Source organism: Pseudomonas sp. CP-1, from assembly GCF_021213715.1.
In the GTDB taxonomy this organism is placed as follows: Bacteria; Pseudomonadota; Gammaproteobacteria; order Pseudomonadales; family Pseudomonadaceae; genus Pseudomonas; species Pseudomonas aeruginosa.
In genome coordinates, this window is the sequence record NZ_JAJQKY010000005.1 from 355,091 (window position 1) to 381,662 (window position 26,572).

At 63.0% G+C, this 26,572-nt stretch carries 28 protein-coding genes; 19 read left to right on the forward strand and 9 right to left on the reverse strand.

Annotated elements, in window-relative coordinates; genetic code table 11:
* Positions 1 to 43: 43 nt before the first annotated feature.
* From LT948_RS13485 to trpC, 11 genes are all read left to right on the forward strand, one after another.
* A complete protein-coding gene (locus tag LT948_RS13485) occupies positions 44 to 3,658 on the forward strand; it encodes a phage tail protein (protein ID WP_023092373.1) in 3,615 nt (1,204 codons plus the stop codon).
* Positions 3,659 to 3,944: 286 nt separating this feature from the next.
* Complete coding sequence (locus tag LT948_RS13490) at positions 3,945 to 4,682, forward strand: hypothetical protein (RefSeq protein WP_009315197.1); 738 nt, start codon at positions 3,945 to 3,947, stop codon at positions 4,680 to 4,682.
* A 23-nt stretch (positions 4,683 to 4,705) separates the two neighbouring features.
* Entirely contained in the window at positions 4,706 to 5,797 is a 1,092-nt protein-coding gene (locus LT948_RS13495; protein ID WP_009315198.1) for a pyocin knob domain-containing protein, read from the forward strand.
* Positions 5,797 to 6,132: a hypothetical protein gene (locus LT948_RS13500; protein WP_023085656.1), complete on the forward strand. Its 336-nt coding sequence runs from the start codon at positions 5,797 to 5,799 to the stop codon at positions 6,130 to 6,132. The genes LT948_RS13495 and LT948_RS13500 overlap by 1 nt, the downstream gene beginning before the upstream one ends.
* Complete coding sequence (locus tag LT948_RS13505; protein ID WP_003118928.1) at positions 6,113 to 6,343, forward strand: hypothetical protein; 231 nt, start codon at positions 6,113 to 6,115, stop codon at positions 6,341 to 6,343. Before LT948_RS13500 ends, LT948_RS13505 begins: the two co-directional genes overlap by 20 nt.
* Positions 6,344 to 6,438: 95 nt before the next feature.
* Complete coding sequence (locus tag LT948_RS13510) at positions 6,439 to 7,491, forward strand: pyocin knob domain-containing protein (RefSeq protein WP_009315200.1); 1,053 nt, start codon at positions 6,439 to 6,441, stop codon at positions 7,489 to 7,491.
* Entirely contained in the window at positions 7,491 to 7,793 is a 303-nt protein-coding gene (locus tag LT948_RS13515; protein ID WP_003113177.1) for a hypothetical protein, read from the forward strand. The genes LT948_RS13510 and LT948_RS13515 overlap by 1 nt, the downstream gene beginning before the upstream one ends.
* Positions 7,790 to 8,020, forward strand: coding sequence for a hypothetical protein (locus LT948_RS13520; protein WP_003113176.1), 231 nt, complete (start codon positions 7,790 to 7,792; stop codon positions 8,018 to 8,020). Before LT948_RS13515 ends, LT948_RS13520 begins: the two co-directional genes overlap by 4 nt.
* Before the next feature lie 418 nt (positions 8,021 to 8,438).
* On the forward strand, positions 8,439 to 9,044 hold the full coding sequence (locus LT948_RS13525; RefSeq protein ID WP_023092374.1) for an aminodeoxychorismate/anthranilate synthase component II: 606 nt from the start codon (positions 8,439 to 8,441) through the stop codon (positions 9,042 to 9,044).
* Between the two features lies 1 nt (position 9,045).
* Positions 9,046 to 10,095 carry an anthranilate phosphoribosyltransferase gene (gene trpD / locus LT948_RS13530; RefSeq protein WP_003085203.1) on the forward strand — a complete coding sequence of 350 codons (1,050 nt, stop codon included), beginning with the start codon at positions 9,046 to 9,048 and terminating at the stop codon, positions 10,093 to 10,095.
* Entirely contained in the window at positions 10,092 to 10,928 is an 837-nt protein-coding gene (trpC, locus tag LT948_RS13535) for an indole-3-glycerol phosphate synthase TrpC (RefSeq protein ID WP_003085205.1), read from the forward strand. The genes trpD and trpC overlap by 4 nt, the downstream gene beginning before the upstream one ends.
* 61 nt (positions 10,929 to 10,989) lie before the next feature.
* On the opposite strand, the gene crp is transcribed toward trpC, so the two are convergent.
* Positions 10,990 to 11,634 (reverse strand): cAMP-activated global transcriptional regulator CRP, encoded by a 645-nt coding sequence (gene crp / locus LT948_RS13540; protein ID WP_003085214.1) that lies wholly within the window; start codon positions 11,632 to 11,634, stop codon positions 10,990 to 10,992.
* A 271-nt stretch (positions 11,635 to 11,905) separates the two neighbouring features.
* On the opposite strand from crp, the gene LT948_RS13545 reads away from it, so the two are divergent.
* Together LT948_RS13545 and speD are read left to right on the forward strand one after the other, a co-directional pair.
* Positions 11,906 to 12,328: an OsmC family protein gene (locus tag LT948_RS13545; RefSeq protein ID WP_003085219.1), complete on the forward strand. Its 423-nt coding sequence runs from the start codon at positions 11,906 to 11,908 to the stop codon at positions 12,326 to 12,328.
* Between the two features lie 319 nt (positions 12,329 to 12,647).
* Complete coding sequence (gene speD, locus LT948_RS13550; RefSeq protein ID WP_003085223.1) at positions 12,648 to 13,442, forward strand: adenosylmethionine decarboxylase; 795 nt, start codon at positions 12,648 to 12,650, stop codon at positions 13,440 to 13,442.
* A gap of 54 nt (positions 13,443 to 13,496) precedes the next feature.
* Here the strand turns inward: speD and coq7 are convergent, their stop codons facing one another.
* Together coq7 and LT948_RS13560 are read right to left on the reverse strand one after the other, a co-directional pair.
* Positions 13,497 to 14,144 carry a 2-polyprenyl-3-methyl-6-methoxy-1,4-benzoquinone monooxygenase gene (gene coq7 / locus LT948_RS13555; RefSeq protein ID WP_003085224.1) on the reverse strand — a complete coding sequence of 216 codons (648 nt, stop codon included), beginning with the start codon at positions 14,142 to 14,144 and terminating at the stop codon, positions 13,497 to 13,499.
* A gap of 99 nt (positions 14,145 to 14,243) precedes the next feature.
* On the reverse strand, positions 14,244 to 14,582 hold the full coding sequence (locus LT948_RS13560; RefSeq protein WP_003085225.1) for a histidine triad nucleotide-binding protein: 339 nt from the start codon (positions 14,580 to 14,582) through the stop codon (positions 14,244 to 14,246).
* A gap of 78 nt (positions 14,583 to 14,660) precedes the next feature.
* Between LT948_RS13560 and LT948_RS13565 the strand changes: the two genes are divergently transcribed.
* Entirely contained in the window at positions 14,661 to 16,142 is a 1,482-nt protein-coding gene (locus LT948_RS13565; RefSeq protein WP_003121853.1) for an AAA family ATPase, read from the forward strand.
* A 39-nt stretch (positions 16,143 to 16,181) separates the two neighbouring features.
* Here LT948_RS13565 and LT948_RS13570 read toward each other — a convergent pair whose 3' ends face one another.
* The 4 genes from LT948_RS13570 to hemJ form a co-directional block, all read right to left on the reverse strand.
* Complete coding sequence (locus tag LT948_RS13570; protein ID WP_023092375.1) at positions 16,182 to 16,982, reverse strand: SDR family NAD(P)-dependent oxidoreductase; 801 nt, start codon at positions 16,980 to 16,982, stop codon at positions 16,182 to 16,184.
* Between the two features lie 60 nt (positions 16,983 to 17,042).
* The gene (locus tag LT948_RS13575) at positions 17,043 to 18,125 is read right to left on the reverse strand and encodes a DUF805 domain-containing protein (protein WP_103119296.1); all 1,083 of its coding nucleotides are present in this window, start codon (positions 18,123 to 18,125) and stop codon (positions 17,043 to 17,045) included.
* Positions 18,126 to 18,246: 121 nt separating this feature from the next.
* Positions 18,247 to 19,215 (reverse strand): NAD(P)H-dependent flavin oxidoreductase, encoded by a 969-nt coding sequence (locus tag LT948_RS13580; RefSeq protein ID WP_003085244.1) that lies wholly within the window; start codon positions 19,213 to 19,215, stop codon positions 18,247 to 18,249.
* A gap of 16 nt (positions 19,216 to 19,231) precedes the next feature.
* Positions 19,232 to 19,654 carry a protoporphyrinogen oxidase HemJ gene (hemJ, locus tag LT948_RS13585; protein ID WP_003085245.1) on the reverse strand — a complete coding sequence of 141 codons (423 nt, stop codon included), beginning with the start codon at positions 19,652 to 19,654 and terminating at the stop codon, positions 19,232 to 19,234.
* A gap of 290 nt (positions 19,655 to 19,944) precedes the next feature.
* Here hemJ and argC point away from each other — a divergent pair, with 290 nt between their 5' ends.
* The 4 genes from argC (at position 19,945) to erpA (ending at position 22,549) form a co-directional block, all read left to right on the forward strand.
* Entirely contained in the window at positions 19,945 to 20,979 is a 1,035-nt protein-coding gene (gene argC / locus LT948_RS13590; protein WP_003101649.1) for an N-acetyl-gamma-glutamyl-phosphate reductase, read from the forward strand.
* Positions 20,979 to 21,698 carry a DUF6776 family protein gene (locus LT948_RS13595; protein ID WP_003085249.1) on the forward strand — a complete coding sequence of 240 codons (720 nt, stop codon included), beginning with the start codon at positions 20,979 to 20,981 and terminating at the stop codon, positions 21,696 to 21,698. The genes argC and LT948_RS13595 overlap by 1 nt, the downstream gene beginning before the upstream one ends.
* Positions 21,699 to 22,121, forward strand: a complete 423-nt coding sequence (locus tag LT948_RS13600) for a bactofilin family protein (protein WP_003120826.1) — start codon at positions 21,699 to 21,701, stop codon at positions 22,119 to 22,121. It abuts the gene before it with no gap.
* Between the two features lie 77 nt (positions 22,122 to 22,198).
* The gene (erpA, locus tag LT948_RS13605; RefSeq protein WP_003085254.1) at positions 22,199 to 22,549 is read left to right on the forward strand and encodes an iron-sulfur cluster insertion protein ErpA; all 351 of its coding nucleotides are present in this window, start codon (positions 22,199 to 22,201) and stop codon (positions 22,547 to 22,549) included.
* Between the two features lie 53 nt (positions 22,550 to 22,602).
* Here the strand turns inward: erpA and LT948_RS13610 are convergent, their stop codons facing one another.
* Positions 22,603 to 23,694: an anhydro-N-acetylmuramic acid kinase gene (locus LT948_RS13610; protein WP_003085271.1), complete on the reverse strand. Its 1,092-nt coding sequence runs from the start codon at positions 23,692 to 23,694 to the stop codon at positions 22,603 to 22,605.
* Between the two features lie 2 nt (positions 23,695 to 23,696).
* Complete coding sequence (locus tag LT948_RS13615) at positions 23,697 to 25,136, reverse strand: peptidoglycan DD-metalloendopeptidase family protein (protein WP_023092376.1); 1,440 nt, start codon at positions 25,134 to 25,136, stop codon at positions 23,697 to 23,699.
* A 188-nt stretch (positions 25,137 to 25,324) separates the two neighbouring features.
* Here LT948_RS13615 and tyrS point away from each other — a divergent pair, with 188 nt between their 5' ends.
* Positions 25,325 to 26,524 carry a tyrosine--tRNA ligase gene (gene tyrS, locus LT948_RS13620; RefSeq protein WP_023092377.1) on the forward strand — a complete coding sequence of 400 codons (1,200 nt, stop codon included), beginning with the start codon at positions 25,325 to 25,327 and terminating at the stop codon, positions 26,522 to 26,524.
* Positions 26,525 to 26,572 lie beyond the last annotated feature (48 nt).

Here is a 26,572-nt window from a genome sequence, read left to right on the forward strand (position 1 = left end):
CAGGCCCGCCATGCGCGGGCGTTTTTTTGCCTGAAGGAACGTCATGAACAAGACCATCACGGGCCACAAGGGTGGCAGCAAGAAGCCGCGCCAGCCGGTGGAGATGCCGGACTCGGTGCGCTCGATCGCGCGGGCGAAGATTCTCCTGGCACTGGGCGAAGGCGAGTTCGACGGTGGCGTCGACGGCCGTTCGATCTACCTGGACGATACGCCGCTGCTGGCGGCGGACGGCTCGGTGAACTTCCCCGGAGTGACCTGGGAGTTCCGTCCGGGCTCGGTGGACCAGGAACACATTGCCGGTGTGCCCGCCGTGGAAAACGAACTGGCGGTCGGCGTCGAACTCAAGAGTGACGCGCCCTGGGTCCGCGCGGTGAACAACACCCAGCTCTCGGCGGTGCGCCTGCGCCTGTCCTGGCCGGCCATCCAGCGCCAGCAGGAAAACGGTGACGTGGTCGGCTACCGCATCGACTACGCGATCGACATCGCCGTCGACGGCGGTGCCTGGCAGGAAGCGCTGAAGGCTTCGCTGGACGACAAGTCCACCAGCCGCTACGAGCGCTCCCACCGTGTCGACCTGCCGGAGGCGCGGAGCGGCTGGCAGGTGCGCGTGCGCCGCCTGACGCCGAACCAGAACAACAACCGCGTCGCCGACACCATGCGGGTGGAGGCGATCACCGAGGTGATCGACGCCAAGCTGCGCTATCCGAACACCGCGCTGCTGTTCGTCGAGTTCGATGCCAGCCAGTTCCAGAGCATTCCGCAGATATCGGTGGAAGCGCGCGGCCGGCGGGTGCGGGTGCCGAGCAACTACGATCCGCAGACCCGTAGCTACAGCGGCACCTGGGACGGCTCGTTCAAGTCGGCCTGGACCAGCAACCCGGCCTGGCACTGGTACGACATCGTGTTGCACAAGCGCTTCGGCCTCGGTCGGCGGATCGACGCGAGCATGGTCGACAAGTGGTCGCTGTACCGCATCGCCCAGTACTGCGACCAGTCGGTGCCCGACGGCAAGGGCGGCCAGGAGCCGCGCTTCAGCTGCAACCTGTACCTGCAGAGTCGCGCCGAAGCCTGGACAGTGCTGCGCGACCTGGCAGCGATCTTCCGCGGCATGTCCTACTGGTCCGGCGCGGAAATGGTGGCGGTCTCCGACATGCCGGAGGACGAGGCCTACACCTTCTCGCCGTCGAACACCGTGCGTGGCGACGACGGCAGCCACTTCAACTACAGCAGCAGCCGCCAGCGCGATCGCCACACCCTGGCCCTGGTCAACTACGACAATCCGGGCAACGGCTACCAGAGCCAGCCGGTAGCGGTGAACAATGATCGCGCGCAGCGCCGCTACGGCATCAGCCAGTTGGAGATCACCGCGATCGGCTGCACCTCCGAGGGCGAGGCGCAGCGGCGTGGCCAGTGGGCGCTGCTGACCGAGGAGCTGGAGCAGGACGCGGTGACCTTCCGCACCGGCATGGATGGCCGTGGGCTGGCGCCGGGGAAGATCATCGCCGTAGCCGACCCGGTCAAGTCCGGCAAGCAGATCGGCGGACGCCTGAGCGCGGTGGATGGCCGCGCGCTGACCCTCGACCGCGACGTCGAGGCCCGACCCGGCGATCGCCTGCTGGTCAACCTGCCGAACGGCAAGGCCGAGGCGCGCAGCGTCCAGTCGGTGGTAGGCCGCGTGCTGACCGTGACCGCCGCCTATTCGGAGACGCCTCGGCCCCAGGGGCAGTGGGCGCTGCAGAGCAACAGCCTGACCACCCAGCGCTTCCGCATCATGAGCATCACCCGGCCGGAGGACAATCTTTTCGAGATCACCGCGCTGCAACACAACGCGAGCAAGTTCGACGCCATCGACAACGGTGCGCGCATCGAGCTGCCGCCGGTCACCAGCATTCCGCCGGGCGTGCAGGCGCCGCCGCAGAACGTGCGGATCAAGGCTTTCACCAAGGTCGACCAGGGGTTGGCGGTGACCAGCCTGTCGGCCTCCTGGGATGCCGCGCCGAACGCGGTGGCCTACGAGGCCGAATGGCGCAAGGACTCGGGCAACTGGGTGCGGGTGCCGCGAACCTCGGCGCTCGGTTTCGACGTGCCGGGCATCTATGCCGGTCGCTATCTGGTGCGGGTACGCGCCTTGAACGTGATGGAGGTCGGCTCGGTCTACGCCAGCAGTGTGGAGACCGCTCTTGAGGGCAAGACCACGCCGCCGCCGGCGCTGGCCTACCTGCGCTGCGTGGCCGGCCCCTGGCGCATCGGCCTGGAGTGGGGGTTCCCGGCCAGCGGCGCAGCGGACACCGCCTACACCGAGATCCAGCAGTCCGCCACGCCCGGCGGCAGCGAGGAGACCGCACGGGCGCTGGGCCTGTTCGCCTACCCAGGCAATACCCACCTGGTATCGCCGATACCGGCCGGCGAACGGCTGGCGTTCCGCGGTCGCTTGATCGACCGTAGCGGCAACGTCGGCGCCTGGTCGAACTGGGTCACCGGCACCAGCTCCAGCGACGCCAGCGAATACAACCAGTTGATCACCCAGGAGTACGTCGAGTCGGCGCTGGGCCAGCAGTTCTTCTCCGATATCGAACGGATGCAGGTGGATATCGGGGGCTTGCAGAAGCAGGTCGGCGACCTCGCCGACGTTCTGCTGTACGACCCGGCCAAGGTCTACGCGAAGAACGACATGGTGCGACAGGGGCAGCGGTTGTACCAGGCACTGAAGGCTGTGCCGGCGAAGACGGCGCCGCCGAACGCGGCCTACTGGTCCGATATCGGCCAGTCGCTGGAAACCGCCAACGGGCTGGCGCAGCAGGTGGCGAGCCATACCACTGAAATCAGCGAACTCGACGGCAGCCTTACCGCCCAGGCATCGCGCCTTGGCGTACTGCAGGCGGCGACCCGTGACGACGCGGATGACGGCAATGGCGCCATGGCCGATGCCCTGCGCGGCTGGAAGACCGTTGCCCGGGCAGCCCAGGAGGAAACCGTACGGGCCACCGAAAACGAGGCCCAGGCCACTCGCACGACGCTACTGGAGGCGCGCACCGCCGATGCCGAAGGGCGAATCGCCACGGTGGAACGGGTCGCGACCAGCGATCGCCAGGCCACCGCGCAACGTCTGGACCAGCTCTCGGCCTCGATCGGTGGCACCGCCGCCAGCCTACAGAGCGAACAGACCGCCCGCGCTAACGCCGACAGCGCCCTCGCACAGCGGATCGACACCGTGCAGGCGCGTACCGACACCAACAGCGCGGCGATCCAGACCACCTCCCAGGCGGTCACCTCGCTGGATGGCAACGTCAAGGCGATGTACAGCGTGAAGCTCCAGGCGCATGCCAACGGACAAAAGTATGCGGCGGGGTGGCAGCTGGGGTTCGACAGTGGGACCAGTGTGTCAACCATGGCGTTTCAGGCGGATCGGTTTATCTGGTTCGACAGTTCGAGTGGGGCAACGGTAGCGCCGGTTTCAATAGTTAACGGGCAGATGTTTATCAAGAGCGCCCTGATTCAGGACGGAGCGATAGATAACGCGAAAATTGGAAATGTCATTCAGTCAAATGCAATATCAAATAATGGTATGCCGATATGGAGGCTGGATAAATCAGGTACTTATACAGTGCGAGACAGTGCAGGCCAAGTCAGAGTTGAGATGGGGCTTCTACAGTCATGAGTATCTATGGGTTACGTATCTATCGAGAGAATGGGGATGTCGCTGTCGATATAACTGACAGGGCGTTGCGGGTTGTATATTCCAGGCGGGTCGATGCAGTTTCGAAAGGAGAAGCTGCCACGCCCGGCTTTGGCCCGAACAATGCTTCAGTCTATGTGATTGGTGATCAGTACAATAAGCGTCCGGTCTGGGCCCGAATGGGTGATGGCGTTGTTCAATGGGGCTACGAGGATTGGTGGCCCTCACTATTTCACACTTCTGGAACCTTATATGTGGTGGCCAAGGTATGAGTGAGTATGGGGTCTTGGTAAGGAATGGCCTGGGGCAGACTGTAATAGATGGAGAGTTTCATAATCTTTCTCTTCTGTTGGAAAGAAATATTGAAGTCGAGACAAGTCAGTGGTTCTCACTGGATTTTCCATATGCGGTTACCTCAGCTGCACCTCCTGTTCTAGCAGTTCAAGCTTGGAAGAATAAATTTCTTTACTTCGACTCAGTACAGTATCGAGGCGGGCCAGGAAACTGGACAGGCGCCAGTCTGAGTTTTTCGGGGTATGGAGCACATACATCCGGCTCCGTAAGAGTTCGAGTCTATGCCTATGCATTGCCTTTGCTGAGAGGATATGGGCTTCGTGTTCGAAACTCGGCGGGAAGTGTCGTTTTCGATTCTCTAAGACTTCCCTTGGTTTTTAGTGCGGAACTGGGCGGGGCGCCAGAAGATTGGGTTAGGGTATCTGGGGAACCGATTATAGGAGCTGGCCGCATAGACATATATCGCCCAGCGACATGGGGGCAGCCTGCCGATAGCTACATTGCAGTAGGCATGGCGCTTGACGTGGAATTTGGCAGAGTGGCGGTATCTGGTGGCACGGCCAACGCAATTATTTATATACGCTGGGGTTTCACTGAGGAGGGAGTGCCAAGGCTTATGCAGCATGCATATACCGGGCTTCCAAGTTCTTATCCTGGAATTCCAGCTGCTGTTTATTATGCTATGCCTTCAATTCCAATAATAAAGGCTTGAGTTGATTTTTGGGAGATAATGCTATGGCTTGGCATTCGAAAGGTTCGGTTTCCGTCACGCTGAATTCCGAAGCGGTGTTAGGAAGCGCTACTGATTTTATCGCCAATGTGCGAACCGGCGATGCGTTCCGTGGCCCTGACGGCCGGTGGTACGAAATCACCAATGTGACCAGTGCAACGGTTATTTCTATCAAGCCCAATTATCAGGGCGCGACCGCTAGCGGCCAAGTTTATGCGGTTGTCCCAGTACATGGTTATTCAAAAAACTTGGCAGACCAATTCCGCGATATCAACAACCAGTGGGGAGCCACCCTGGCAGGGATCAAACCCTGGGCGGTGTCCTCGACGGGCCAGCAGGCGCAGGCCGACATGGGAATCTCGGCTGTTGGTCGGGCCCTGAACAATGCCTCGACGCCGGCCAACGCCTTGAGTTACCTGGGGGGCGTCGCGCCCAATCAGATGGGCTGGGCTGGCAACGCGATGAATACGGCGGACCTCGATTTGCTGACCGTCTCGGGGCTATACGCTCATGGCACGGCGGTGCCTTCGCCGGTGAACAATGCCCAGGGTTATGTCTTGCATATGCAGCACGGCAACCCGGACTTCGCCGTCCAGCAGTGGTACCAGTTGAATTCCGCCACTGGCCAGTACATGCGGATCAAGGCCGGGGGTAACTGGTCGCGCTGGGTGTTGCAGTACAGCCAGTTCAACCTTGTCGGACTGGCGAGCTTCGATGCATCGAACAATCCATCCGGCGCCATCATCCAGCGCGGCGGGACTGTCGGTTTCAACGAGTATGTACGCTACGCCGACGGAACCCAGATCTGCTGGGGCAACACCACTACCAATGTGGGAGCCACCATGGCCTACCAGCCGGCTGGTACGTTGTCGTTCTATATCACTCCGGTTGCTTATTCGTGGGGGTTCCCGGTCTCGTTCTCCCGGCCTCCGTCTGTCATGGTCAACCCGATGAGAGCAGCAGGAAACAACGCTTCCCGTCCCTGGGGTTCGACGATGTCGGTCACCGAAACGCTGTTTTCCTGGTACGGCTACGACACCGCCAGCGTGGCCAGCGGGATGGCCGCCAGCTATGTCGCCATGGGGAGGTGGAATTGATGAAGCTGTTGTTGAAACCTTTGTTGCAGCAGGGCATCACGCCTGACAGGGAACGTCTCAGCGATGTCCAGGTGCGAGGGTCGGTGTTTATCCTGGATGGCGTCGAATACGATTTCGGAAGAATGCAGCCTGGCGGGTACCTGCCTCCGGAGGCATACCATGGTACGCCATTCATTGATATTCGCTTCGTGGACGGCGACCGCCTGTACCTGCACTACATCCACCAGGTGACCTCTGAAGTGATGATGCAGTTTCCCAGGGAGGTCGAGTCAATTCCGGTCGACCAGGATGGAAAAGTCGAGGTAGCGTTCAGCTATGAACATCCAATGGGATAAGTACGTCAGCCCTGCAAAGGCCGCGGCAGATGTGCGCGATCAGGCCTTGGCCAGTGCTCAGGCCAAGCGCCTTCTGGCCTATCGGGAAGAAAGCGATCCGCTCAAGACCGAAGCCGAGTTCGATGCGATCAAGGCCGGCGTCGAGCCGGACTATGGCGCCTGGATCGCCAAGGTGGAAGAGATCAAGTCACGATACCCGATGCCTGAATAGCCGAACTCCAGGCTCGCCTGGGCGTCAGCCCTGTGGTTCCGAACTAACCCTATCAAGCCCGCCGACTGCGGGTTTTTCATTATCTGGAGAACGTCATGCCTTGGTATTCCACAGGCACGGTTTCCGTCGTCCTCAATTCGGACACGGTGACCGGCAGCGGCACCGCCTTCAGCGCCAATGCGCGCGCCGGCGATGCCTTCAGAGGGCCGGATGGCCGTTGGTACGAGATCGGCAACGTCACCAGCGCCACCGTGTTGACCATCAAGCCCGCATATCAAGGAGCTACCGCCAACGGGCAGGCATATTCGATCACCCCGGTGCAGGGGTACTCGAAGACACTGGCGGATCAGTTCCGTGACCTCAGCAATCAATGGGGTTCCCTCCTGGCGGCAGTGAAGCCTTGGGCGATAGCGTCTACCGGTTCGCAGGCGCAGGCTGACATGGGGATCACCGAAGTTGGCCGTGCTATCAATGGAGCCTCTACCGTAGGCAATGCATTGGGGTTTTTGGGAGGTGTTTCCAAGACCCAAGCCCCCATGGCCCTGGATATGGACACGGTGAACGAAAGCGGATGGTTCTCGATAACCCCCAATACTTACAACGTGCCTCTCGGAAACAACAATATCAGCGGTGTGAACGGCCATGTCGCTCTGTCGATGGTATTCGACGCCAGTACCCGCTATCAGCTGTTCTTCGTGAGAAATACCAACCTCCCAGAGGTTTGGTACAGGAGCTGTACCAATGGAACCTGGAAGGAATGGGTCAGGTTTTATACGACAGACAATATCGTGGGGACCGTAACGAGGCGACTTGTTACGGGTAAGCCCACCGGGGCTGTGATGGAGAGCGGGACAACTTCCAACGGCTGGTACGTTCGCTTTGCGGATGGTACCCAGATGGCAGCGGCAAGATCCGAACCGGGCCTTTCGTTTGGAGCTAACGTGATACAGCTACCAGCTGCCTTCGTTACGGGCTTCAATACCGGGGTGACCTGCAATTGGATTCCCTCCAGCGGATGGCCTGCCACTGCAGGGCAGGGGGTTCGTGGAGCCTATCTCAACGGTAGCAGCTCTGTTTCTTTCGCGACGGCGCAGGCACTGGGGGCTAACGACACCATTACGGTGATGGCTGTGGGGAGGTGGTACTGATGCGTATCGAACTCAGTCCGGTTGTAGTCCTGCCCGAGGACTCGACTGATATGGATGTCATGGTTTCCGGAGATTCGATAGCCGTCTCGGGTGTCATGTACGACTTCTCGCAGTTACCGGAGGGGGGATATCTGCCAGCCTCTGCCATCCATGAGGGGCCTTTTTCCGGGAGGGTTACCAGGGCAGGCGGAGAGATATGCCTGACATTGGTGTTTCCCATCCGGGGGAGCTACAGCGAAGCTGCCAAATTCCCTGTCCCCATCCATATCGTTGAAGACGGAACCGTGGAGTTGCCCAAGTGATCGATTGGAAAATGATGAAAACACCGGATCAGGTTTCCAGAGAGCGGGTTCAGCAAGAATATGATGCTGTGTTGGCCAGACGTGCCGAGGCCTACCGTTTGGAAAGCGATCCGATCAAAACGGAAGTGGAGTTCGATTCGATCCGTGCAGGTGTGGAGACGGATTACAGCGCCTGGCTTGCCAAGGTCGAAGAGATCAAGGCTAGATATCCGCTCCCGCGCATCTGACCTGGCTGATGGACGCAAGCCTGCCTCGTGTAGGCTTCGCCATTTTAGATCGCTACTGTCGGGCCTCTGCTTGGTAAACAATTTCCGCTTCTTAAGCCTCTTTCTTCCGACATCCCGCTGTTGCACCCATCCTCCCCACTGGGCTATGTTCCCCAACATGGCTCCGTGAGACCGCTATCGTGATCCACCTCAGCAGCATCATCACCTCCCTCATCAAGGCATTCGCCCGTTGGCGCTGGCGCGCCTGACTTCTTCTTCGCCGGCCTGGCCGGTCCGTCTCCCTGCGTCCCCCGTTTTCCACAGGCATAATGCCGACGATCCACTCTCCCTTACCTGCGCGAGCGCGCCGGGAACCGGGTGTGGCGAAAGCCGGGTGATGCGATTCGCATAAGAATGAAATCAAGAGGTTACAGCCAGCATGCTGCTGATGATCGATAACTACGACTCCTTCACCTACAACCTGGTGCAGTACTTCGGCGAGCTCAAGGCCGAGGTCAAGGTGGTGCGCAACGACGAACTGAGCGTGGAACAGATCGAGGCCCTGGCGCCCGAGCGCATCGTCCTTTCCCCCGGTCCCTGCACCCCCAACGAGGCCGGCGTCTCGCTGGCCGTGATCGAGCGCTTCGCCGGCAAGCTGCCATTGCTCGGTGTCTGCCTTGGCCACCAGAGCATCGGCCAGGCCTTCGGCGGCGAAGTAGTGCGGGCGCGGCAGGTGATGCACGGCAAGACCAGCCCGATCCACCACAAGGACCTCGGCGTGTTCGCCGGCCTGGCCAATCCCCTGACGGTGACGCGCTACCACTCGCTGGTGGTGCAGCGAGAGAGCCTGCCGGAGTGCCTGGAGATCACCGCCTGGACCCAACATGCCGATGGATCGCTCGACGAGATCATGGGCGTACGCCACAAGACCCTGAATGTCGAGGGCGTGCAGTTCCATCCCGAGTCCATCCTCACCGAGCAGGGCCACGAGTTGCTGGCCAACTTCCTCCGCCAGCAGGGCGGCGTGCGTGGGGAGGGCAACTGAGATGGATATCAAGGGAGCCCTCAATCGCATCGTCAACCAGCTCGACCTGACCACCGAGGAAATGCAGGCGGTCATGCGCCAGATCATGACCGGGCAGTGCACCGACGCGCAGATCGGCGCCTTCCTGATGGGCATGCGGATGAAGAGCGAAACCATCGACGAGATCGTCGGCGCGGTGGCGGTGATGCGCGAACTGGCCGACGGTGTGCAGTTGCCTACGCTGAAGCATGTGGTCGACGTGGTCGGCACCGGCGGCGATGGCGCGAACATCTTCAACGTATCCTCGGCGGCGTCCTTCGTGGTCGCCGCCGCTGGCGGCAAGGTCGCCAAACACGGTAACCGCGCGGTCTCCGGCAAGAGCGGCAGCGCCGACTTGCTGGAAGCCGCCGGCATCTACCTGGAACTGACCTCCGAACAGGTGGCGCGTTGCATCGACACCGTCGGCGTCGGGTTCATGTTCGCCCAGGTCCACCACAAGGCGATGAAGTACGCCGCCGGTCCGCGCCGCGAACTGGGCTTGCGGACTCTGTTCAACATGCTTGGCCCACTGACCAACCCGGCGGGAGTCAGGCACCAGGTGGTCGGGGTGTTCACCCAGGAACTGTGCAAGCCGCTGGCTGAAGTGCTCAAGCGTCTCGGCAGCGAGCATGTGCTGGTGGTGCATTCGCGCGACGGGCTGGACGAGTTCAGTCTGGCCGCGGCGACCCACATTGCCGAGTTGAAGGACGGCGAGGTACGCGAGTACGAAGTGCGTCCCGAGGACTTCGGGATCAAGAGCCAGACCCTGATGGGGCTGGAGGTCGACAGTCCGCAGGCCTCGCTGGAACTGATCCGCGACGCTTTGGGGCGGCGTAAGACCGAGGCCGGGCAGAAGGCCGCCGAGCTGATCGTGATGAATGCCGGCCCGGCACTGTACGCTGCCGATCTGGCGACCAGCCTGCACGAGGGCATTCAACTGGCCCACGATGCCCTGCACACCGGGCTGGCACGGGAGAAGATGGACGAACTGGTGGCCTTCACCGCCGTTTACAGAGAGGAGAACGCACAGTGAGTGTGCCGACGGTTCTGCAGAAGATCCTCGCCCGCAAGGCCGAGGAGGTCGCCGAGCGCCGAGCGCGCGTCAACCTGGCCGAGGTCGAGCGGCTGGCGCGTAGCGCCGATGCGCCGCGCGGCTTCGCCAATGCCCTGCTGGAGCGGGCCAAGCGCAAGGAGCCGGCAGTGATCGCCGAGATCAAGAAGGCATCGCCGAGCAAGGGCGTGCTGCGCGAACACTTCGTCCCGGCGGAGATCGCCCGCAGCTACGAGGCGGGTGGCGCGGCGTGCCTGTCGGTGCTCACCGACGTGGACTTCTTCCAGGGCGCCGATGCCTATCTGAAGGAAGCGCGGGCCGCCTGTGCGCTGCCGGTGATCCGCAAGGACTTCATGATCGATCCGTACCAGATCGTCGAGGCGCGGGCGATCGGTGCCGACTGCATCCTGCTGATCGTCTCGGCGCTGGACGACGTGCTGATGGCCGAACTGGCGGCGACTGCCAAGTCGGTCGGTCTCGACGTACTGGTCGAAGTGCATGACGGCACCGAGCTGGAACGTGCACTGAAGACCCTGGACACGCCGTTGGTGGGCATCAACAACCGCAACCTGCACACCTTCGAGGTGAGCCTGGAAACCACCCTCGACCTGTTGCCGGAAATTCCCCGCGACCGCCTGGTGGTCACCGAGAGCGGTATTCTCAACCGGGCCGACGTGGAGCTGATGGAAGTCAGCGAGGTCTACGCCTTCCTGGTTGGCGAGGCGTTCATGCGGGCCGACGATCCTGGCCTCGAGCTGAAGCGCCTGTTCTTCCAGGAGCGTGGCGGCGTGGTGCTGGGCGCCGATCCTGACTGATCCGCGCTGTCGAACCCCATGAAAAAGGCCGGTTGTGACCGGCCTTTTTCATGGGGGCTGTTCAGCGGGTGCCGAAGACCACCATGGTCTTCCCTTTCACATGCACCAGGCCCTGCTCCTCCAGGCTCTTCAGCACGCGTCCGACCATTTCCCGCGAGCAGCCGACGATCCGGCCGATCTCCTGGCGGGTGATCTTGATCTGCATGCCGTCCGGGTGGGTCATGGCGTCCGGTTGCTGGCACAGGTCCAGCAAGGTGCGGGCGACGCGTCCGGTGACGTCGAGGAAGGCCAGGTCGCCCACCTTGCGGGTGGTCTTGCGCAGGCGGTCGGCCATCTGGCTGCCGAGGGTGTAGAGGATCTCCGAGTCCTGCTGCGACAGTTCGCGGAACTTCGCATAGCTGATCTCGGCGACTTCGCATTCCACCTTGGCACGAACCCAGGCGCTGCGTTCCTGTTCGCTGCCTTCCTTTTCGAACAATCCCAGCTCGCCGAAGAAATCACCGCTGTTGAGGTAGCCGATGATCATTTCGCGGCCGTCGTCGTCCTCGATGAGGATGGTGACCGAACCCTTGATGATGAAGAACAGCGTTTCGCAGCGATCGCCGGCATAGATGATGGTGCTCTTTGCGGTGTAGCGGCGGCGGTGACAGTGTGCGAGCAGCTTGTCTAGGTGTTTGAGTTTGGGTGTGTGGGTAATAGCTACCATGCCCGAGTCCCGAAAGAATAAAGAATATGCCTGACGTACAAGGCGATGTTTTTTTGAGTTCTTATGGAGAGACCTGCCAGGGCCCGGGAGCTCAGCGGAGAGCTCCCCCCAACCGGGCAGATCAGGAAGTGTGCCAGTAAACCGCGTCCAGCTTAACAGACGGACCATGAAGGTCGATGTGATTTTGCGACGCAGCTATCAGGACTGTGATCCCGTACTGTCCTTGGGCCCTGTGCTAAGCTGGCGCCCTTTGCCGGCGGGAGTCTGAACGATGAAAGCGCGTATCCAGTGGGCGGGCGAGGCGATGTTCCTCGGCGAGTCCGGTAGCGGCCACGTGGTGGTCATGGACGGTCCGCCGGACCATGGCGGACGCAACCTCGGGGTGCGCCCTATGGAGATGGTCCTGATCGGCCTCGGCGGCTGCACCAACTTCGATGTGGTCAGCATCCTGAAGAAGGCGCGCCAGCCGGTGGAGAGCTGCGAAGCCTTCCTCGAGGCCGAAAGGGCCGACGAGGAGCCCAAGGTGTTCACGAAGATCCACGTGCACTTCGTGGTCAAGGGCCGCGGTCTCAAGGAGGCCCAGGTCAAGCGCGCGGTGGAGCTGTCGGCGGAGAAATACTGCTCGGCGTCGATCATGCTCGGTCGCGGCGGGGTGGAGATCACCCACGACTACGAGATCGTCGAACTCGGCTGAGACGACATCCGGTCATCATAAAAGGGGCGCAAACTCTGGCGGAGGCTTGATTGGCTCTGCATAATGCGCCCCTTTTTTCGTGCCGCGCGATTCCGTCGGGCGGCCGTTCAGTTCGGAAGATTCTTCCGCTCTGATAGACGTTTCCCGAGCCATCCCGGTCGGGTGACCAATGGCGCCAGCCGGCGCCCGTGCAACTCAACAAACCACAATCGCCATCGCGAAGAGGTGTTAACCGTCCTACGCAGGTGCGTCGTTCGCATCTGACGGGCATGCCCCAACCCTGCGGCAGAGCCGCAAGCAACCGAGAGAGTTCCCCACGGTGAAAAGCAAACTCAAGCTCCACGGGTTCAACAACCTGACGAAGACCTTGAGCTTCAACATCTACGACATCTGCTACGCCGAGACGCCCGAAGACCTCCAGGCCTACGTGCAGTACATCGACGAAGAGTATGACGCGGAGCGTCTGACGCAGATTCTTACCGATGTTGTCGACATCATCGGCGCCAATATCCTGAACATCGCGCGTCAGGACTACGACCCCCAGGGCGCCAGCGTGACCATCCTGATCTCCGAGCAGCCGGTCACTCCGACCGACAGCCAGATCGAAGAGTCCCCGGGCCCGCTGCCGGACACCATCCTGGCGCACCTGGACAAGAGCCACATCACCGTGCATACCTACCCGGAAATCCATCCGGTGGACGGCATCGCGACCTTCCGCGTGGACATCGATGTGTCCACCTGCGGAGTGATCTCCCCGCTGAAGGCCCTGAACTACCTGATCCACCAGTTCGACTCGGACATCGTCACGGTCGACTATCGGGTCCGCGGCTTCACCCGCGACATTGAGGGGCGCAAGCATTTCATCGACCACGAGATCAACTCGATCCAGAACTATCTCTCCGACGACACGCGCGAGGCCTACCAGATGACCGACGTGAACGTGTACCAGGAGAACCTGTTCCACACCAAGATGCTGCTCAAGGACTTCGAACTGGAGAACTACCTGTTCGGCGACGCTACCCGGACGCTCTCGACGGAGCAGCGCGAGCAGGTCACGGAACGGCTCAAGCACGAAATGCTGGAGATCTTCTACGCGCGCAACATGCCGCGCTGATCGCACACGAGAAAGAAAAAGCCCGCTTCGAGCGGGCTTTTTCATGCGTGCGATTCAGATGCGGTAGGTGCTCTTGGTCATCACCTTCGCCAGCAGGCTCATGCCCAGCTTCACCGGTGCCGGGAAGCGCAGGCCGCCGGCGGCCAGGGCGTTGCTCGAATGCTGTTCCTCGTCGATACGCATCTGCTCGAGGATGGCACGGGATTTCCGATCCTCCTGGGGAATCTGCGCCAGGTGTTCGTCCAGATGCTTGCACACCTGGTCTTCGGTGGCGGCGACGAAGCCCAGGCTGACCCGGTCGCTGACCAGCCCGGCGGCGGCACCGACGCCGAAGGACAGGCCGTAGAAGATCGGATTGAGGACGCTGGGACGGCTGCCCAACTGGCGGATGCGTTGCTCGCACCAGGCCAGGTGGTCGATCTCCTCCTCGGCGGCTTCCTCCATCGCCTCGCGGACCTCGGGCAGCTTGGCGGTCAGCGACTGGCCCTGGTACAGCGCCTGGGCGCAGACCTCGCCGGTGTGGTTGATGCGCATCAGGCCGGCGATATGGCGGGTGTCTTCCTCGCTCAGTTCGCCATCGGGTTCCACGATGGCCGGCGACGGTCGCGCCGGCTGGCCGCTGAACGGCAGCAGGGTGCGCAGGGCGGAGTCGGCCTGCAGCAGGAAACGGTCGATGGGCGAATAGTGGCGGTCGGCGGACATGGCGCACCTCCGGAAACGAAAGATCGCACCAGTTTACCGGAAGTGCGCTGATAGCAGGATGTTGCGGACGGGCTGCGATGTCGCAGCGCCAGCAGGGACTCAGCCCGGCGGCCAGTGCATCTGGCGTTGACCCAGCACGTGCATGTGGATGTGGTGCACGGTCTGCCCGCCAAGGTCGTTGCAGTTCATCACCACACGGAAGCCTTCCTCGCAGCCCTGCTCCCGGGCCAGGCGCTGGGCGGTGAAGAGGATATGGCCTGCCAGCGGCCGGTCTGCCTCGGTCAGGTGCTCGAGGGTGGGAATGTGCCTTTTCGGGATGACCAGGAAGTGCACCGGCGCCTGCGGGCCGATATCGTGAAACGCGACAACTTCCTCGTCTTCGTAGAACTTGCGCGCGGGAACTTCCCCCGCCACGATCTTGCAGAACAGACAGTCCATGGGCGATTCCTCCGGCCTCGGGTGCTTTCCCGAGTGTAGCGGTGCCCGTCGCGACCGCCCAAGCGTGAAGGAGCCGCAGTGAAGAACGACATACACGACCTCGGCCTGGTCCTGGATTCCCGGGTCAAGCTGATCCTGATCGAGTCCTGGGACGAGCCGAAGGTGATGGAAACCCTCACCGGCCTGGCGGTCAGGCGCGGCCTTGGCCTGTATGCCTGGTCGGTGACCGAGGGCGTGCAGCGCCTGGGCTTCGGCGGCGAGCCGCTGGGCGGGGAGGAGAGCCGCGACCCGGTCGCGGCGTTGCGCTTGATCAAGCACGATCAGCAGGCGAATCTCTACGTGCTCTGCGACCTGCATCCTTTCCTTGGCGACAGCCCGACCCTGGTGCGCCTGCTCAAGGAAATCGCCATGGCCGAAGGCAATCATCGACCGACCGTGGTGCTGGTGTCCCATGCGCTGAAGCTGCCGGCCGAAGTGCAGCGCTTCGCCGCGCGGTTCTCGCTGTCCCTGCCCAGCGAGGACGAACTGCTCGGCATCGTCCGCGAGGAAGCGACGCGCTGGAGCGAGCGCAACCGTGGTGCCCGCGTGCGCACCGACAACCGCACCCTGCAGCAGGTGGTGAAGAACCTGCGTGGGCTCAGCCATGCCGAGGCGCGGCTGCTGGCGCGCAACGTGATCTGCAACGATGGGGCGATCACCCAGGAGGACCTGCCCGAGCTGAACCGCACCAAGTTCCAGCTACTCGACCTGGAGGGCGTGCTGAGCTTCGAGTACGACACCGCGCGCTTCGCCGAGGTCGGCGGGCTTGCCGCGCTCAAGCGCTGGCTCGGCGAGCGTCAGTCGGCGTTCCTCGCCGGCAAGCCTGGCGACCAGCCGAAGGGCATGATGCTGGTCGGCGTGCAGGGCGCCGGCAAGAGCCTGGCGGCCAAGGCGGTGGCCGGCCTCTGGGGCTTGCCGTTGCTGCGTCTGGATTTCGCCTGTCTCTACAACAAGTACTTCGGCGAAACCGAGCGCAACCTGCGCGAGGCGCTGCGCCTGGCCGAACAGATGGCGCCCTGCGTGCTGTGGATGGATGAAGTGGAGAAGGGCATTTCTGGCGGCGACCAGGACAACGGCGTCAGTCAGCGCGTGCTGGGTACCCTGCTGACCTGGATGGCCGAGCGCGAGGCGCCGGTCTTCATGGTCGCCACCGCGAACGCTATCGACCGCCTGCCGCCCGAACTGATCCGCAAGGGACGCTTCGACGAATTGTTCTTCGTCGACCTGCCGACGCCGGAGGTTCGCGCCGAGATCTTCCGCATCCATCTGCAACGCCGCGAGCTGGAGCCGGCACAGTTCGACCTCCTTCTGCTGGCGGCTGCCAGCGAGGGTTTCAGCGGGGCGGAGATCGAGCAGGCGGTGGTGGCGGCACTGTACGCCGGGCAGGCGCGACAGCAGGCGGTGGATCAGGAGCTGTTGCTCAGGGAGCTGTCGCGAACCTCGCCGCTGTCGGTGCTGATGGCGGAAAAGCTCGCCGCGCTGCGGACCTGGGCCAAGGGGCGGGCGGTGCCAGCAGACTGAGCCGACGGCTAACCTCGTTGCCCTGCGAGGAGAGGCCGATCAACCCCGTGGGACGGAGGGTACCGCCGAGGCGTTGATCCGCGCGGCGAGTCGGCGCACCAGCCAGCGTGGCGCCAGGCGTGGGCTCAGCGCCAGCAGGCGATTGCGCCAACCGGGGACGATCAGGGCGCGGTTCTTGTCCAGCCCGCGCAGGGCCTGCAGCGCGACTTCCTCCGGGGTCATCATCAGCTTGCTCCGGTCGAGCCTGCCGAGCCGCATCCCGGCTTCCCGGAAGAATGCCGTACGGGTTGGCCCAGGGCACAGCACCGAGACCTTGACGCCGCGCCCTTTCAGTTCTTCCCGCAAGCCTTCCGAGAAGTGCAGGACGTAGGCCTTGCTGGCGTAGTAGTTGCTCATCCAGGCGCCGGGCTGGAAGGCGGCCACCGAGGCGATATTGAGTATCTGGCCACCGCCCTGCGCCGCCATGCGGGCGCCGAGGGAGTGGCAAAGGCGGGCCAGGGCCAGGATGTTGAGTTCGATCAGCTCCTGTTCCCGCGCCCATTCCTGGTCGATGAAGGGGCCGGAGGTACCGATCCCGGCATTGTTAACCAGCAGGTCGATCTGTCGTTCGCCCTGTTCCAGTTCGTGCAACAACCCTGACAGTTGCAGCGGCTCGGAAAGATCGCAGGTGCGGAACAGCACTTCCACGCCGAAACGCTGCGCCAGCTCATAGGCGATGCTCTCCAGCGCGTCGCGCTGGCGCGCCACCAGGATCAGGGCGCGACCGCGCCGGGCCAGGGCTTCGGCTAGGGCCAGGCCGATACCGCTGGAAGCGCCGGTGATCAGGGCATAACGGGGCATTCGAGACTTCTCCGAAACGGACGGGGAATTGGACCCCGCCCGTCGCGAGGGGTTGCGTGGCTACTGTTGGTCGTCGTCTTCCATGGCCTCTGCCGCCGCCGTGGCGGCTTCATCGGCTTCGGCCGCCGCTGCGGCGGCCTGCTCGTCCGTGGTGTACGGGTCGGCTGGAGCGCTGGCGCCGCCGTCATAGTTCGCGCGCTCCAGGTAACCCTGGTAGGACGGCAGGGCGATGGCGGCGATGATACCGACTATCGGCAGCAGGATGATCAGACTGGCCAGGACTTTCACCCCGGTGCTGTTCGCCGGCGGCGGCGGACCGTAGCGGTTGGCGCCGGTGCTGCCGGGCAGGACCAGCATCAGGATGCCGAACACGCTGCCGACGAAGGGGACGAAGTTGAGCAGCCAGAGCCAGCCCGACCAGCCGAGGTCATGCAGGCGCTGCACGCCGATCATCACGGCAATGACGATGAAGGCGATCGAGGCCAGGGCGGTGACGGCCACGCCGACGGTTTCGCCGAGCAGGAAGCCCAGGCCCATGATGACGAGGAAGCACAGCGTCATCGCCATCGACCAGCCGAGATAGCGCAGACGTCCGATCCGGCCGTTGGTGGTGAACACGTTCAGCTCGCCGAACTCGGGGAGGGCTTCGCCGACCTGGGCGCTGGGTGGTGTGTAGGGAGACGCGCCCGCGCCCGCGGCCGTGGAGGCCGCAGGCGCGGCGTTTTCGCCGAGCTGCGCCTGGCGCGCCAGGTACTTCTCGATGATGATGCCGCAAGCCGAACATTCCGCTCCGCTGGGCTGTTCATGGCCGCATTTCGGGCAAGTCATGGGAGGCAGGTCTTGCGCTGGGGTTTCCTCCGCGACCTGGGGGTTGTGATCGGGCGTTTCCACCAGGCTCAGGCTGGCCGCCAGGTCGACTTCCTTGTAGGCATTGGCGCCGGCCTGGCGCAGGGCGGTCAGGTAACGCTCCGCCTCGGCCTCTGGAAGTTCGCGTTTCAGCACCACCGGGCGACCGCCGAAGAGGGCGTCGATCTTGCCCGGTTCGCTCTTGAACAGGCGGGCGAGATTGTCCTTCACGGTTTCGAGCGATGCGTCGGGCATCAGCTCGCCGGAGAAGACGATCTTGAAGCGTTGGTCGGTCATGCAGGCATCCTTGTCAGCTGGGGTGAGAGAAATGCAGCCGACAGCCTAATCGGCGGCCTTGGCGCCCACAAGCGCGAGATGAGAACTCCCGCACAAGCCGGGGCGCCGTGACCCGGCGGTTTCAGCGCGGCCAGCGGTTGGCCAGGCTATCCATGTTCCGCAGGGCGTCTCGATATTCCCGGTCGAGGCGGGCGACCAACTCGTCGACGCCGGGCAAGTCGTCTATGTTGCCCGCGCCCTGGCCGGCGGACCACACGGTCTTCCAGGCCTTGGCCTCGTCGTTCACCGGCTTGAGTTTCTCGCCGTAGTTCATGTCTGCCTTGTCGGTCAGGCGCTTCAGATCGTAGCCGGCGGCCTCCAGGCTTTGCCGCATGAAGCTGGCCGGTACGCCGGACACCGCCGGGGTGTGCACGATGTCGGCGGCGCGTGCCTCCAGGATCATCTGCTTGTAGGCGTCGGAGGCATTGCTCTCGCGGGTGGCGATGAAGCGGGTGCCGAGATAGGCCAGGTCGGCGCCGAGCATCTGTGCGGCGAGAATCTCGTGGCCGTGGTTGATGCAGCCGGCCAGCAGCAGAGTCTTGTCGAAGAACTGGCGGATTTCCGCGACCAGCGCGAAAGGGCTCCAGGTCCCGGCGTGGCCGCCCGCGCCGGCCGCCACCGCGATCAGACCGTCGACCCCGGCCTCGGCGGCCTTTTCGGCGTGGCGGCGGGTGGTGACGTCGTGGAATACCAGGCCGCCGTAGCTATGCACAGCGTCTACCACTTCGCGCACTGCGCCGAGGCTGGTGATGACGATCGGTACGCGGTGCTCGACGCAGATCCGCAGGTCGGCCTGCAACCGCGGATTGGTGTTGTGGACGATCAGGTTCACCGCATAGGGCGCGGGATTGTCCAGCGCTTGCAGGCCGGCCCCGATTTCCTCCAGCCAACCCTCGAAGCCGCTGCTCTCGCGCTGGTTGAGCGCCGGGAAGCTGCCGACGATGCCGCTGCGGCAGCAGGCCAGCACCAACTGCGGGTTGGATACCAGGAACATCGGCGCGGCCACCATCGGCAGTCGCAGGCGTTGGTCGAGCAGGGCGGGCAAGGACATGGACAGGACTCCTGGGTCAGAAAGGTTTGAGCACCACCAGTAGGACGATCAGCAGCAGGAACAGTACAGGCACTTCGTTGAACCAGCGGTAGAACACATGGCTGCGCCCCGGCTCGCCGCGGGCGAAGCGCTTGAGCATGGCGCCGCAGGCGTGGTGGTAGCCGATCAGCAGGACCACCAGGGTCAGCTTGGCGTGCAGCCAGCCTTGGCTCAGCCAGCCGGGGGTGAGATAGAGCATCCAGAGGCCAAGGACCAGGGTGGCGAGCATCGAGGGCATCATGATCCCCCGGTAGAGCTTGCGCTCCATGACGCAGAAGCGTTCCCGGCTGGTCTGGTCCTCGCTCATGGCGTGGTAGACGAACAGGCGCGGCAGGTAGAACAGGCCGGCGAACCAGCAGACTACGGCGATGATATGGAAGGCTTTGAGCCACAGGTACATCAGGACATCCTCTTGATCACGGTGCCCCGATAGTAGAGGGATGGCTGGAACGCGTCACCCTGGCGGCTTGCCGCTGTCTGATTTGCCGGCAGATATGGCCGCATAACAGGTAGGAACATTCGGATAGGGCCTCGCAGCAATTTCTGCCCGACGACCCCGCGGGCTAGACTGCCGACCGAAGGGCCGAACCGGTCGCAAAGCCGGACGCCCAGCGCTGTTCATGCCGGCGCTCGGCTCTTATCATTGGCCTCTTTTGGCTAGCTTGCCTCAGCGCGCGGAGTGATGGACAGATGATCAAGGTCGGCATCGTTGGCGGTACGGGTTATACGGGCGTGGAACTGCTGCGCCTGCTGGCGCAGCATCCGCAGGCCCGGGTGGAAGTGATCACTTCGCGTTCCGAGGCGGGGGTGAAGGTCGCCGACATGTACCCGAACCTGCGAGGTCATTATGACGACCTGCAGTTCAGCGTGCCGGACGTGCAGCGCCTCGGCGCCTGCGACGTGGTGTTCTTCGCCACGCCGCACGGCGTGGCGCACGCGCTGGCTGGCGAACTGCTGGACGCCGGGACCCGGGTCATCGATCTGTCCGCTGACTTCCGCCTGGCGGACGCCGAGGAGTGGGCGCGCTGGTACGGCCAGCCGCATGGCGCTCCGGCGCTGCTCGACGAGGCTGTCTACGGCCTGCCGGAAGTGAACCGCGAGAAGATCCGCCAGGCCCGCCTGATCGCCGTGCCGGGTTGCTACCCGACCGCGACCCAACTGGGCCTGATCCCGCTGCTGGAGGCCGGCCTGGCCGACGCCTCGCGGCTGATCGCCGATTGCAAGTCCGGGGTCAGCGGCGCCGGTCGGGGCGCCAAGGTTGGCTCGCTGTTCTGCGAGGCGGGCGAAAGCATGATGGCCTACGCGGTCAAGGGGCATCGGCATCTCCCGGAAATCAGCCAGGGCCTGCGTCGGGCCTCCGGCGGCGACGTCGGGCTGACGTTCGTACCGCACCTGACGCCAATGATCCGCGGTATCCATGCAACCCTCTATGCCCATGTCGCGGATCGCTCGGTCGACCTCCAGGCGCTGTTCGAGAAGCGCTACGCCGACGAACCCTTCGTCGACGTGATGCCGGCCGGCAGCCATCCGGAGACCCGCAGCGTGCGTGGCGCCAATGTCTGCCGAATCGCCGTGCATCGCCCCCAGGGCGGCGACCTGGTGGTGGTGCTGTCGGTGATCGACAACCTGGTCAAGGGCGCCTCGGGTCAGGCGCTCCAGAACATGAACATCCTGTTCGGGCTGGACGAGCGCCTGGGCCTCTCGCATGCGGCCCTGCTCCCCTGATGTCCGGCTGGGAACTCCAGTTCCGTGATCCACGGCGGGCCTGGCTGGTCCGCCTCGGGGTGGGTGCGCTGCTGCTGGCGGTTCCGCTGGCGTTTCTCGGCGGTCGCTGGTCGACCGGGGCGGACGCCGCTCGCAGCGAGGCCGATGCGCAACGCCAGGAAACCCTGATCGGCGAGCAGAAGGCCGAGCTGGAGCGCCTGCGTACCGAAATCGAGGTGTTGCGCAGCGGAGAACGCCTCAGCCAGCAGGCCACCGAACAGAGCCGGCAGACCATCAAGCTGCTTGAGGACCAGGTGTTCAAGCAGCAACAGGACATCGCGTTCTACAAGGGGGTAGTCGCGCCGGCCAGCAAGGCGGATGCGCTGGAAATCCGTGCCTTTGAGGTGCAGGGCACGGACGACCCGCAGCGCTTCCGCTATAAGGTGATGCTCAGCCGCCTGGGCAGGGACGACCGCAAGCTGGATGGGCGGCTGAAAGTCCGCATCAGCGGCAAGCTGGCGCGCAAGGACGCTACCTACGACCTCGAACAGCTCTCGCCGGAACTGGGCAAGACAGGGCTGTCGATTTCCCTCCGGCATTTCCAGTCGATCCCAGAAGGGGGGCGTTTCGCCGAGCTGGAGCTGCCGAAGAACTTCATCCCGAAGCTGATCGACGTACGTGCGGAGCTAAATGGCCAGTCCAAACCGCTACAGCGCCGTTTCGATTGGCCGAAGCAGTGAGTGAGCATTATGTGGAGCAAGAACAAAGGCCGGGCCGACGTCCAGCGTTTCACCGGGCAGACCAGCCTGATCGCCAGCGGCGCCGAACTGGTCGGTGACATGAACCTCAAGGGCGCGGTGCAGATCGACGGCACCGTCCGCGGAGCGTTGCAGGCGCACGAAGGGCTGGTGCGGGTCAGCGCCGGCGGTCGAGTCGATGGCGAAATCCGGGCCCCCCATGTGATCATCGACGGTCAGGTGGATGGCGACATCCATGCCATCGAACGCCTGGAGCTGGGGGCCCAGGCCCGGGTGAAGGGCAATCTTCACTATGGGCTGATCGAAACCGCCATGGGGGCCCAGATCGAGGGCCGCCTGTGCCCGATGACCGAGGCCAGTCCGCGCCCGCTGGAACTGCCTGCCAGCGTGGAAACTGTGGATTAGTTGACCATTTTTCTGGGACAAGAGGATAATGGGCGTAATGTTGTAACGCACGGCCTCAAGCCGGGAGATTCGGAAACATGAGCATCGAGACCTTCACCCCTACGCCCCTGCTCTTTACCCCAGGCGCAGCCAACAAGGTGAAGACGTTGATTGACGAAGAGGGCAATCCTCGCCTGAAACTGCGTGTATTCGTCACCGGCGGCGGTTGCTCGGGCTTCCAGTATGGCTTCACCTTCGACGAAGATATCGCCGATGACGATACCGTGATCGAGCGCGATGGCGTGGGCCTGGTGGTGGACCCGATGAGCTTCCAGTACCTGGCGGGCTCGGAAGTCGACTACCAGGAAGGCCTGGAAGGTTCGAGGTTCGTCATCAAGAACCCGAACGCCGCCACGACTTGCGGTTGCGGACAGTCGTTCTCGATCTGACGTCGATGGGGCCGCTACGAAAACGCCGCGCTTATATGCGCGGCGTTTTCGTTTCAGGCGGGATACAGCGCGCCCAGAGTTCTGGGACCGAGCGCACCGGTCACATCAGGGCAGTTGCCGGGCAGGCGCTCGAGAAACCGATGGGCTAGCCAGGCGAATGCCATGCCCTCCATCCAGGCAGGGGGAATGCCGTATTCGTCGGTACTGGCGACCCGAGCTTCGGGCATCAGCAGGGCCAGGCGCTTCATCAGCGCCGTATTGAAGGCGCCGCCGCCGCATACCAGCACCTCTTCGCAGTCCGGCTGGGCGTCCAGCAGCGATTCGCTGATGCTGCGCGCGCTCAGTTCCAGCAGGGTTGCCTGGATATCCGCTGCCGGCAAGGCAGGGTGACGAGCCAGGTGCTCCTGCAGCCAGGACAGGTTGAAGCGCTCGCGCCCGGTGCTCTTGGGGCCACGCGCGGCGAAGAACTCATCCGCCAGCAGGCTTGCCAGCAGTGCGTGGTTCATCTGGCCGCTGGCGGCCCACGCACCGTCCCGGTCGAAATGTTCGCCGCGTTGGTGATGAATCCAGGCGTCCATCAGCACGTTGCCCGGGCCGCAGTCGAAGCCGCGTACCGGCTTTCCGGGGCTGAGCAGCGAAACGTTGCTGAAGCCACCGATGTTCAGGACCGCCCTGGAGGCGTCATCATCGCCAAACAGCGCCTGATGGAAGGCCGGTACCAGCGGGGCGCCCTGGCCGCCGGCTGCGACGTCGCGGCGGCGGAAGTCGGCGACGACATCGATGCCGGTCAGCTCCGCCAGCAGGGCGGGGTTGCCGATCTGCACCGTGAAGTGGCGAGCGGGTTCATGTCGGATGGTTTGACCGTGACTGCCGATGGCACGGACTTCGTCGGGGCTCATCTGCTGCTGGAGCAGCAGTTCGCGCACGCCCTGTGCTGCAAGGGCGACCCAGCGTTGCTCGACTTCGGCGGCGCGGGCGATTTCATCGGGACCGGGGACGCACAGGGCGAGGATGTCTTCGCGCAGCCCGGCCGGCATGGGTAGGTAATGGGAAGCGAGCAAGGTGGTGCGATCACCTTGCTCGATCAGGACGATGTCCATGCCGTCCAGGCTGGTTCCGGACATCAACCCCAGGTAGCGCGGCACGATCAGCGCTGCTTGTTCAGGGCCAGGAGGGTTTTCTTCTCCTGATCCATGCGCGCGATCATCGGCTGGGTCTGCGCCATGAAGCGCTTGCGATCTGCGCCACCGAGCGGGTCCGCCATGGGCAGCTTGGCACTCAGCGGATCGACGTGACGGCCATTGATCTGGAATTCGTAGTGCAGGTGTGGGCCGGTGGCCAGGCCCGTCATGCCCACGTAACCGATGATCTGGCCCTGCTTCACGCTGGTACCGGCGCGGATACCCTTGGCGAAGCGGCTCATGTGTCCGTAGATGGTCCGATAGCGCTGGCCGTGCTGGATCACCACGGCGTTGCCGTAGCCCCCCTTGCGTCCGGCTTCGAGGATCTTGCCGTCTCCGGTGGCCTTGATCGGTGTGCCGATGGGGGCAGCGTAGTCGACGCCCTTGTGCGCGCGGATCTTGTTCAGGATCGGGTGGCGGCGGCCCAGGGAGAAGCGCGAGCTGATGCGGGCGAAATCCACCGGCGTACGGATGAATGCCTTGCGCATGCTGGAGCCGTCGGCGCGGTAGTAGCTGGTATTGCCCTGCTTGTTGGTATAGCGCACGGCGGTGTAGGTCTTGCCACGGTTGACGAAGCGGGCGGCGAGGATATTGCCGGTCGCCACTTGCTTGCCGTTGACCTTGTGCTGTTCGTAGATCACGTCGAACTCGTCGCCTTCACGCAGATCGAGGGCGAAGTCGATGTCGTAGCCGAAGATGTTCGACAGCGACGTGACCAGGTTATAGGGCAGGCCGGCGTTACGACCGGCAACGAACAGCGAGCTGGTGATGCGGCCATGGGCATAGGCGGTATGCAGGTCGATCTGGGCCTTCTCGCGTTTGAAGGAGTAGCCCTTGTCGGTCTTGTCCAGGCCGATGGTCTCGAGTTCGCTCTGCTTGACTCGCAGCGCCTGCAGCTCTCCTTTGGGGTCGAGCTTGAGCTTGATCTCCTGGCCGACCTTCAGATGGGTGAAGCGCTTGGCATCCTTGCTGCTGGTCAGCATGTCGTGCATGGCCGAGGTGGAAAGGCCTGCCTTGGTGAATACGGTCGACAGCGTATCGCCACTGGCGACGGTGATGGTCTTCCACTCGGGATCGACGGGCTTGGTGTCGGCATCGGCTACAGATGCGCCCGGCTTGTCCGAGTCTTGCTCGGCGGTGTTGTCGTCGGAGGCGCCTTCTACCTGAGCGAAAGGCGTGCCTTCGTCGCTGGAATTGGTGACCGATTGCGGCAGGAGGTCGTCTTTCTCCTGAGGGAGGCGATCGGTGTTGCTTTCAAGCTCCAGATTGAGCGTGGTCCTCTTGGCCTCGACTTCGCTCGAGGGGAACACCAGTAGTGCCAAACTGAGGAGCGCTGCAACACCGCTGGCGGCCAACAAGTGGCTTTTCGGGTAATACGGCGGCGCTTTCTGATCGGATTGCGTCATGGCGTGATTGGTGTTTTTGGATTGTGAATAAATAACTGCCTAAAATATAACCAAAATCTCCTTGAATCAAGCCAAAAGTCGCGTCTGGCCTGGCTCCGTCCCCCTGACGGTCGGCAAAATTTGTTTTTAGTCTGCGATCTTGTATGGTTGGTTCCCTTTCGATTTTGGCAATTGGGCAGAACCTGTAAATGAAGTCGGTTGAAGAGCAGCTGGCGCTGATCCAGCGCGGTGCAGACGAGATCCTGGTAGAGGCGGAACTGTTGGCCAAGCTGAAGCGTGGCCAGTCCTTGCGGATCAAGGCCGGCTTCGACCCGACCGCTCCCGATCTGCATCTTGGCCATACCGTGCTTATTAATAAGCTGCGCCAGTTCCAGGACCTGGGACATCAGGTGATCTTCCTCATCGGCGACTTCACTGGGATGATCGGTGACCCCAGTGGGAAAAGTGTTACCCGTCCTCCCTTGACGCGCGAGCAGGTTCTGGAGAATGCGGAGACGTACAAGTCCCAGGTCTTCAAGATCCTCGACCCGGCCAAGACCGAAGTAGCCTTCAATTCCACCTGGATGGACCAGCTGACCCCGGCTGACTTCATTCGTCTTGCCTCTCAGTACACCGTTGCGCGCATGCTGGAGCGCGATGACTTTAGCAAGCGCTATGCCAGCAATCAGCCCATCGCTATCCATGAGTTCCTCTATCCGCTGGTCCAGGGCTATGACTCCGTCGCGCTGAAGGCGGACGTCGAGTTGGGTGGCACCGACCAGAAGTTCAACCTGCTGATGGGGCGCGAGCTGCAGCGTGCCTATGGTCAGGAGGCCCAGGTGATCCTGACCATGCCGTTGCTGGAAGGGCTGGATGGCGTGAAGAAGATGTCCAAGTCGCTGGGCAACTATATTGGTATCCAGGAAGCGCCGGGTGTCATGTACAGCAAGCTGGTCTCCATTCCTGACACGCTGATGTGGCGTTACTTCGAACTGCTCAGCTTCCGTTCCCTGGATGAGATCGATAGCTTCCGCAAGGATGTCGAGGCGGGCGCCAACCCGCGCGACATCAAGATCAAGCTGGCCGAGGAGATCGTCGCCCGCTTCCATGGCGAGGAGGCGGCGGCGAGCGCACACAAGTCGGCCGGCAATCGCTTGAAGGAGGGCGAGCTGCCGGAAGATCTGCCGGAGATCGAGCTGTCGTCCCCCGAGGATATGCCCGTTGCCTCTGTCCTTAATAAGGCGGGGTTGGTGAAGAATGCGGCGGCGGCTCGCGATCTCCTGGGTGCCGGCAGCGTCAAGGTGGATGGGCAGGTCGTCGACCGCACCTTCATGCTGGCGCTGGGTGAGACCCGTGTGTTCCAGGCAGGGAAGAAGGCTTTCGCGCGCATCACGCTGAAAGCTGAATAATTCTTTCAAATAAGTGTTGACGCCAGTTTCTATCTCCCTATAATGCGC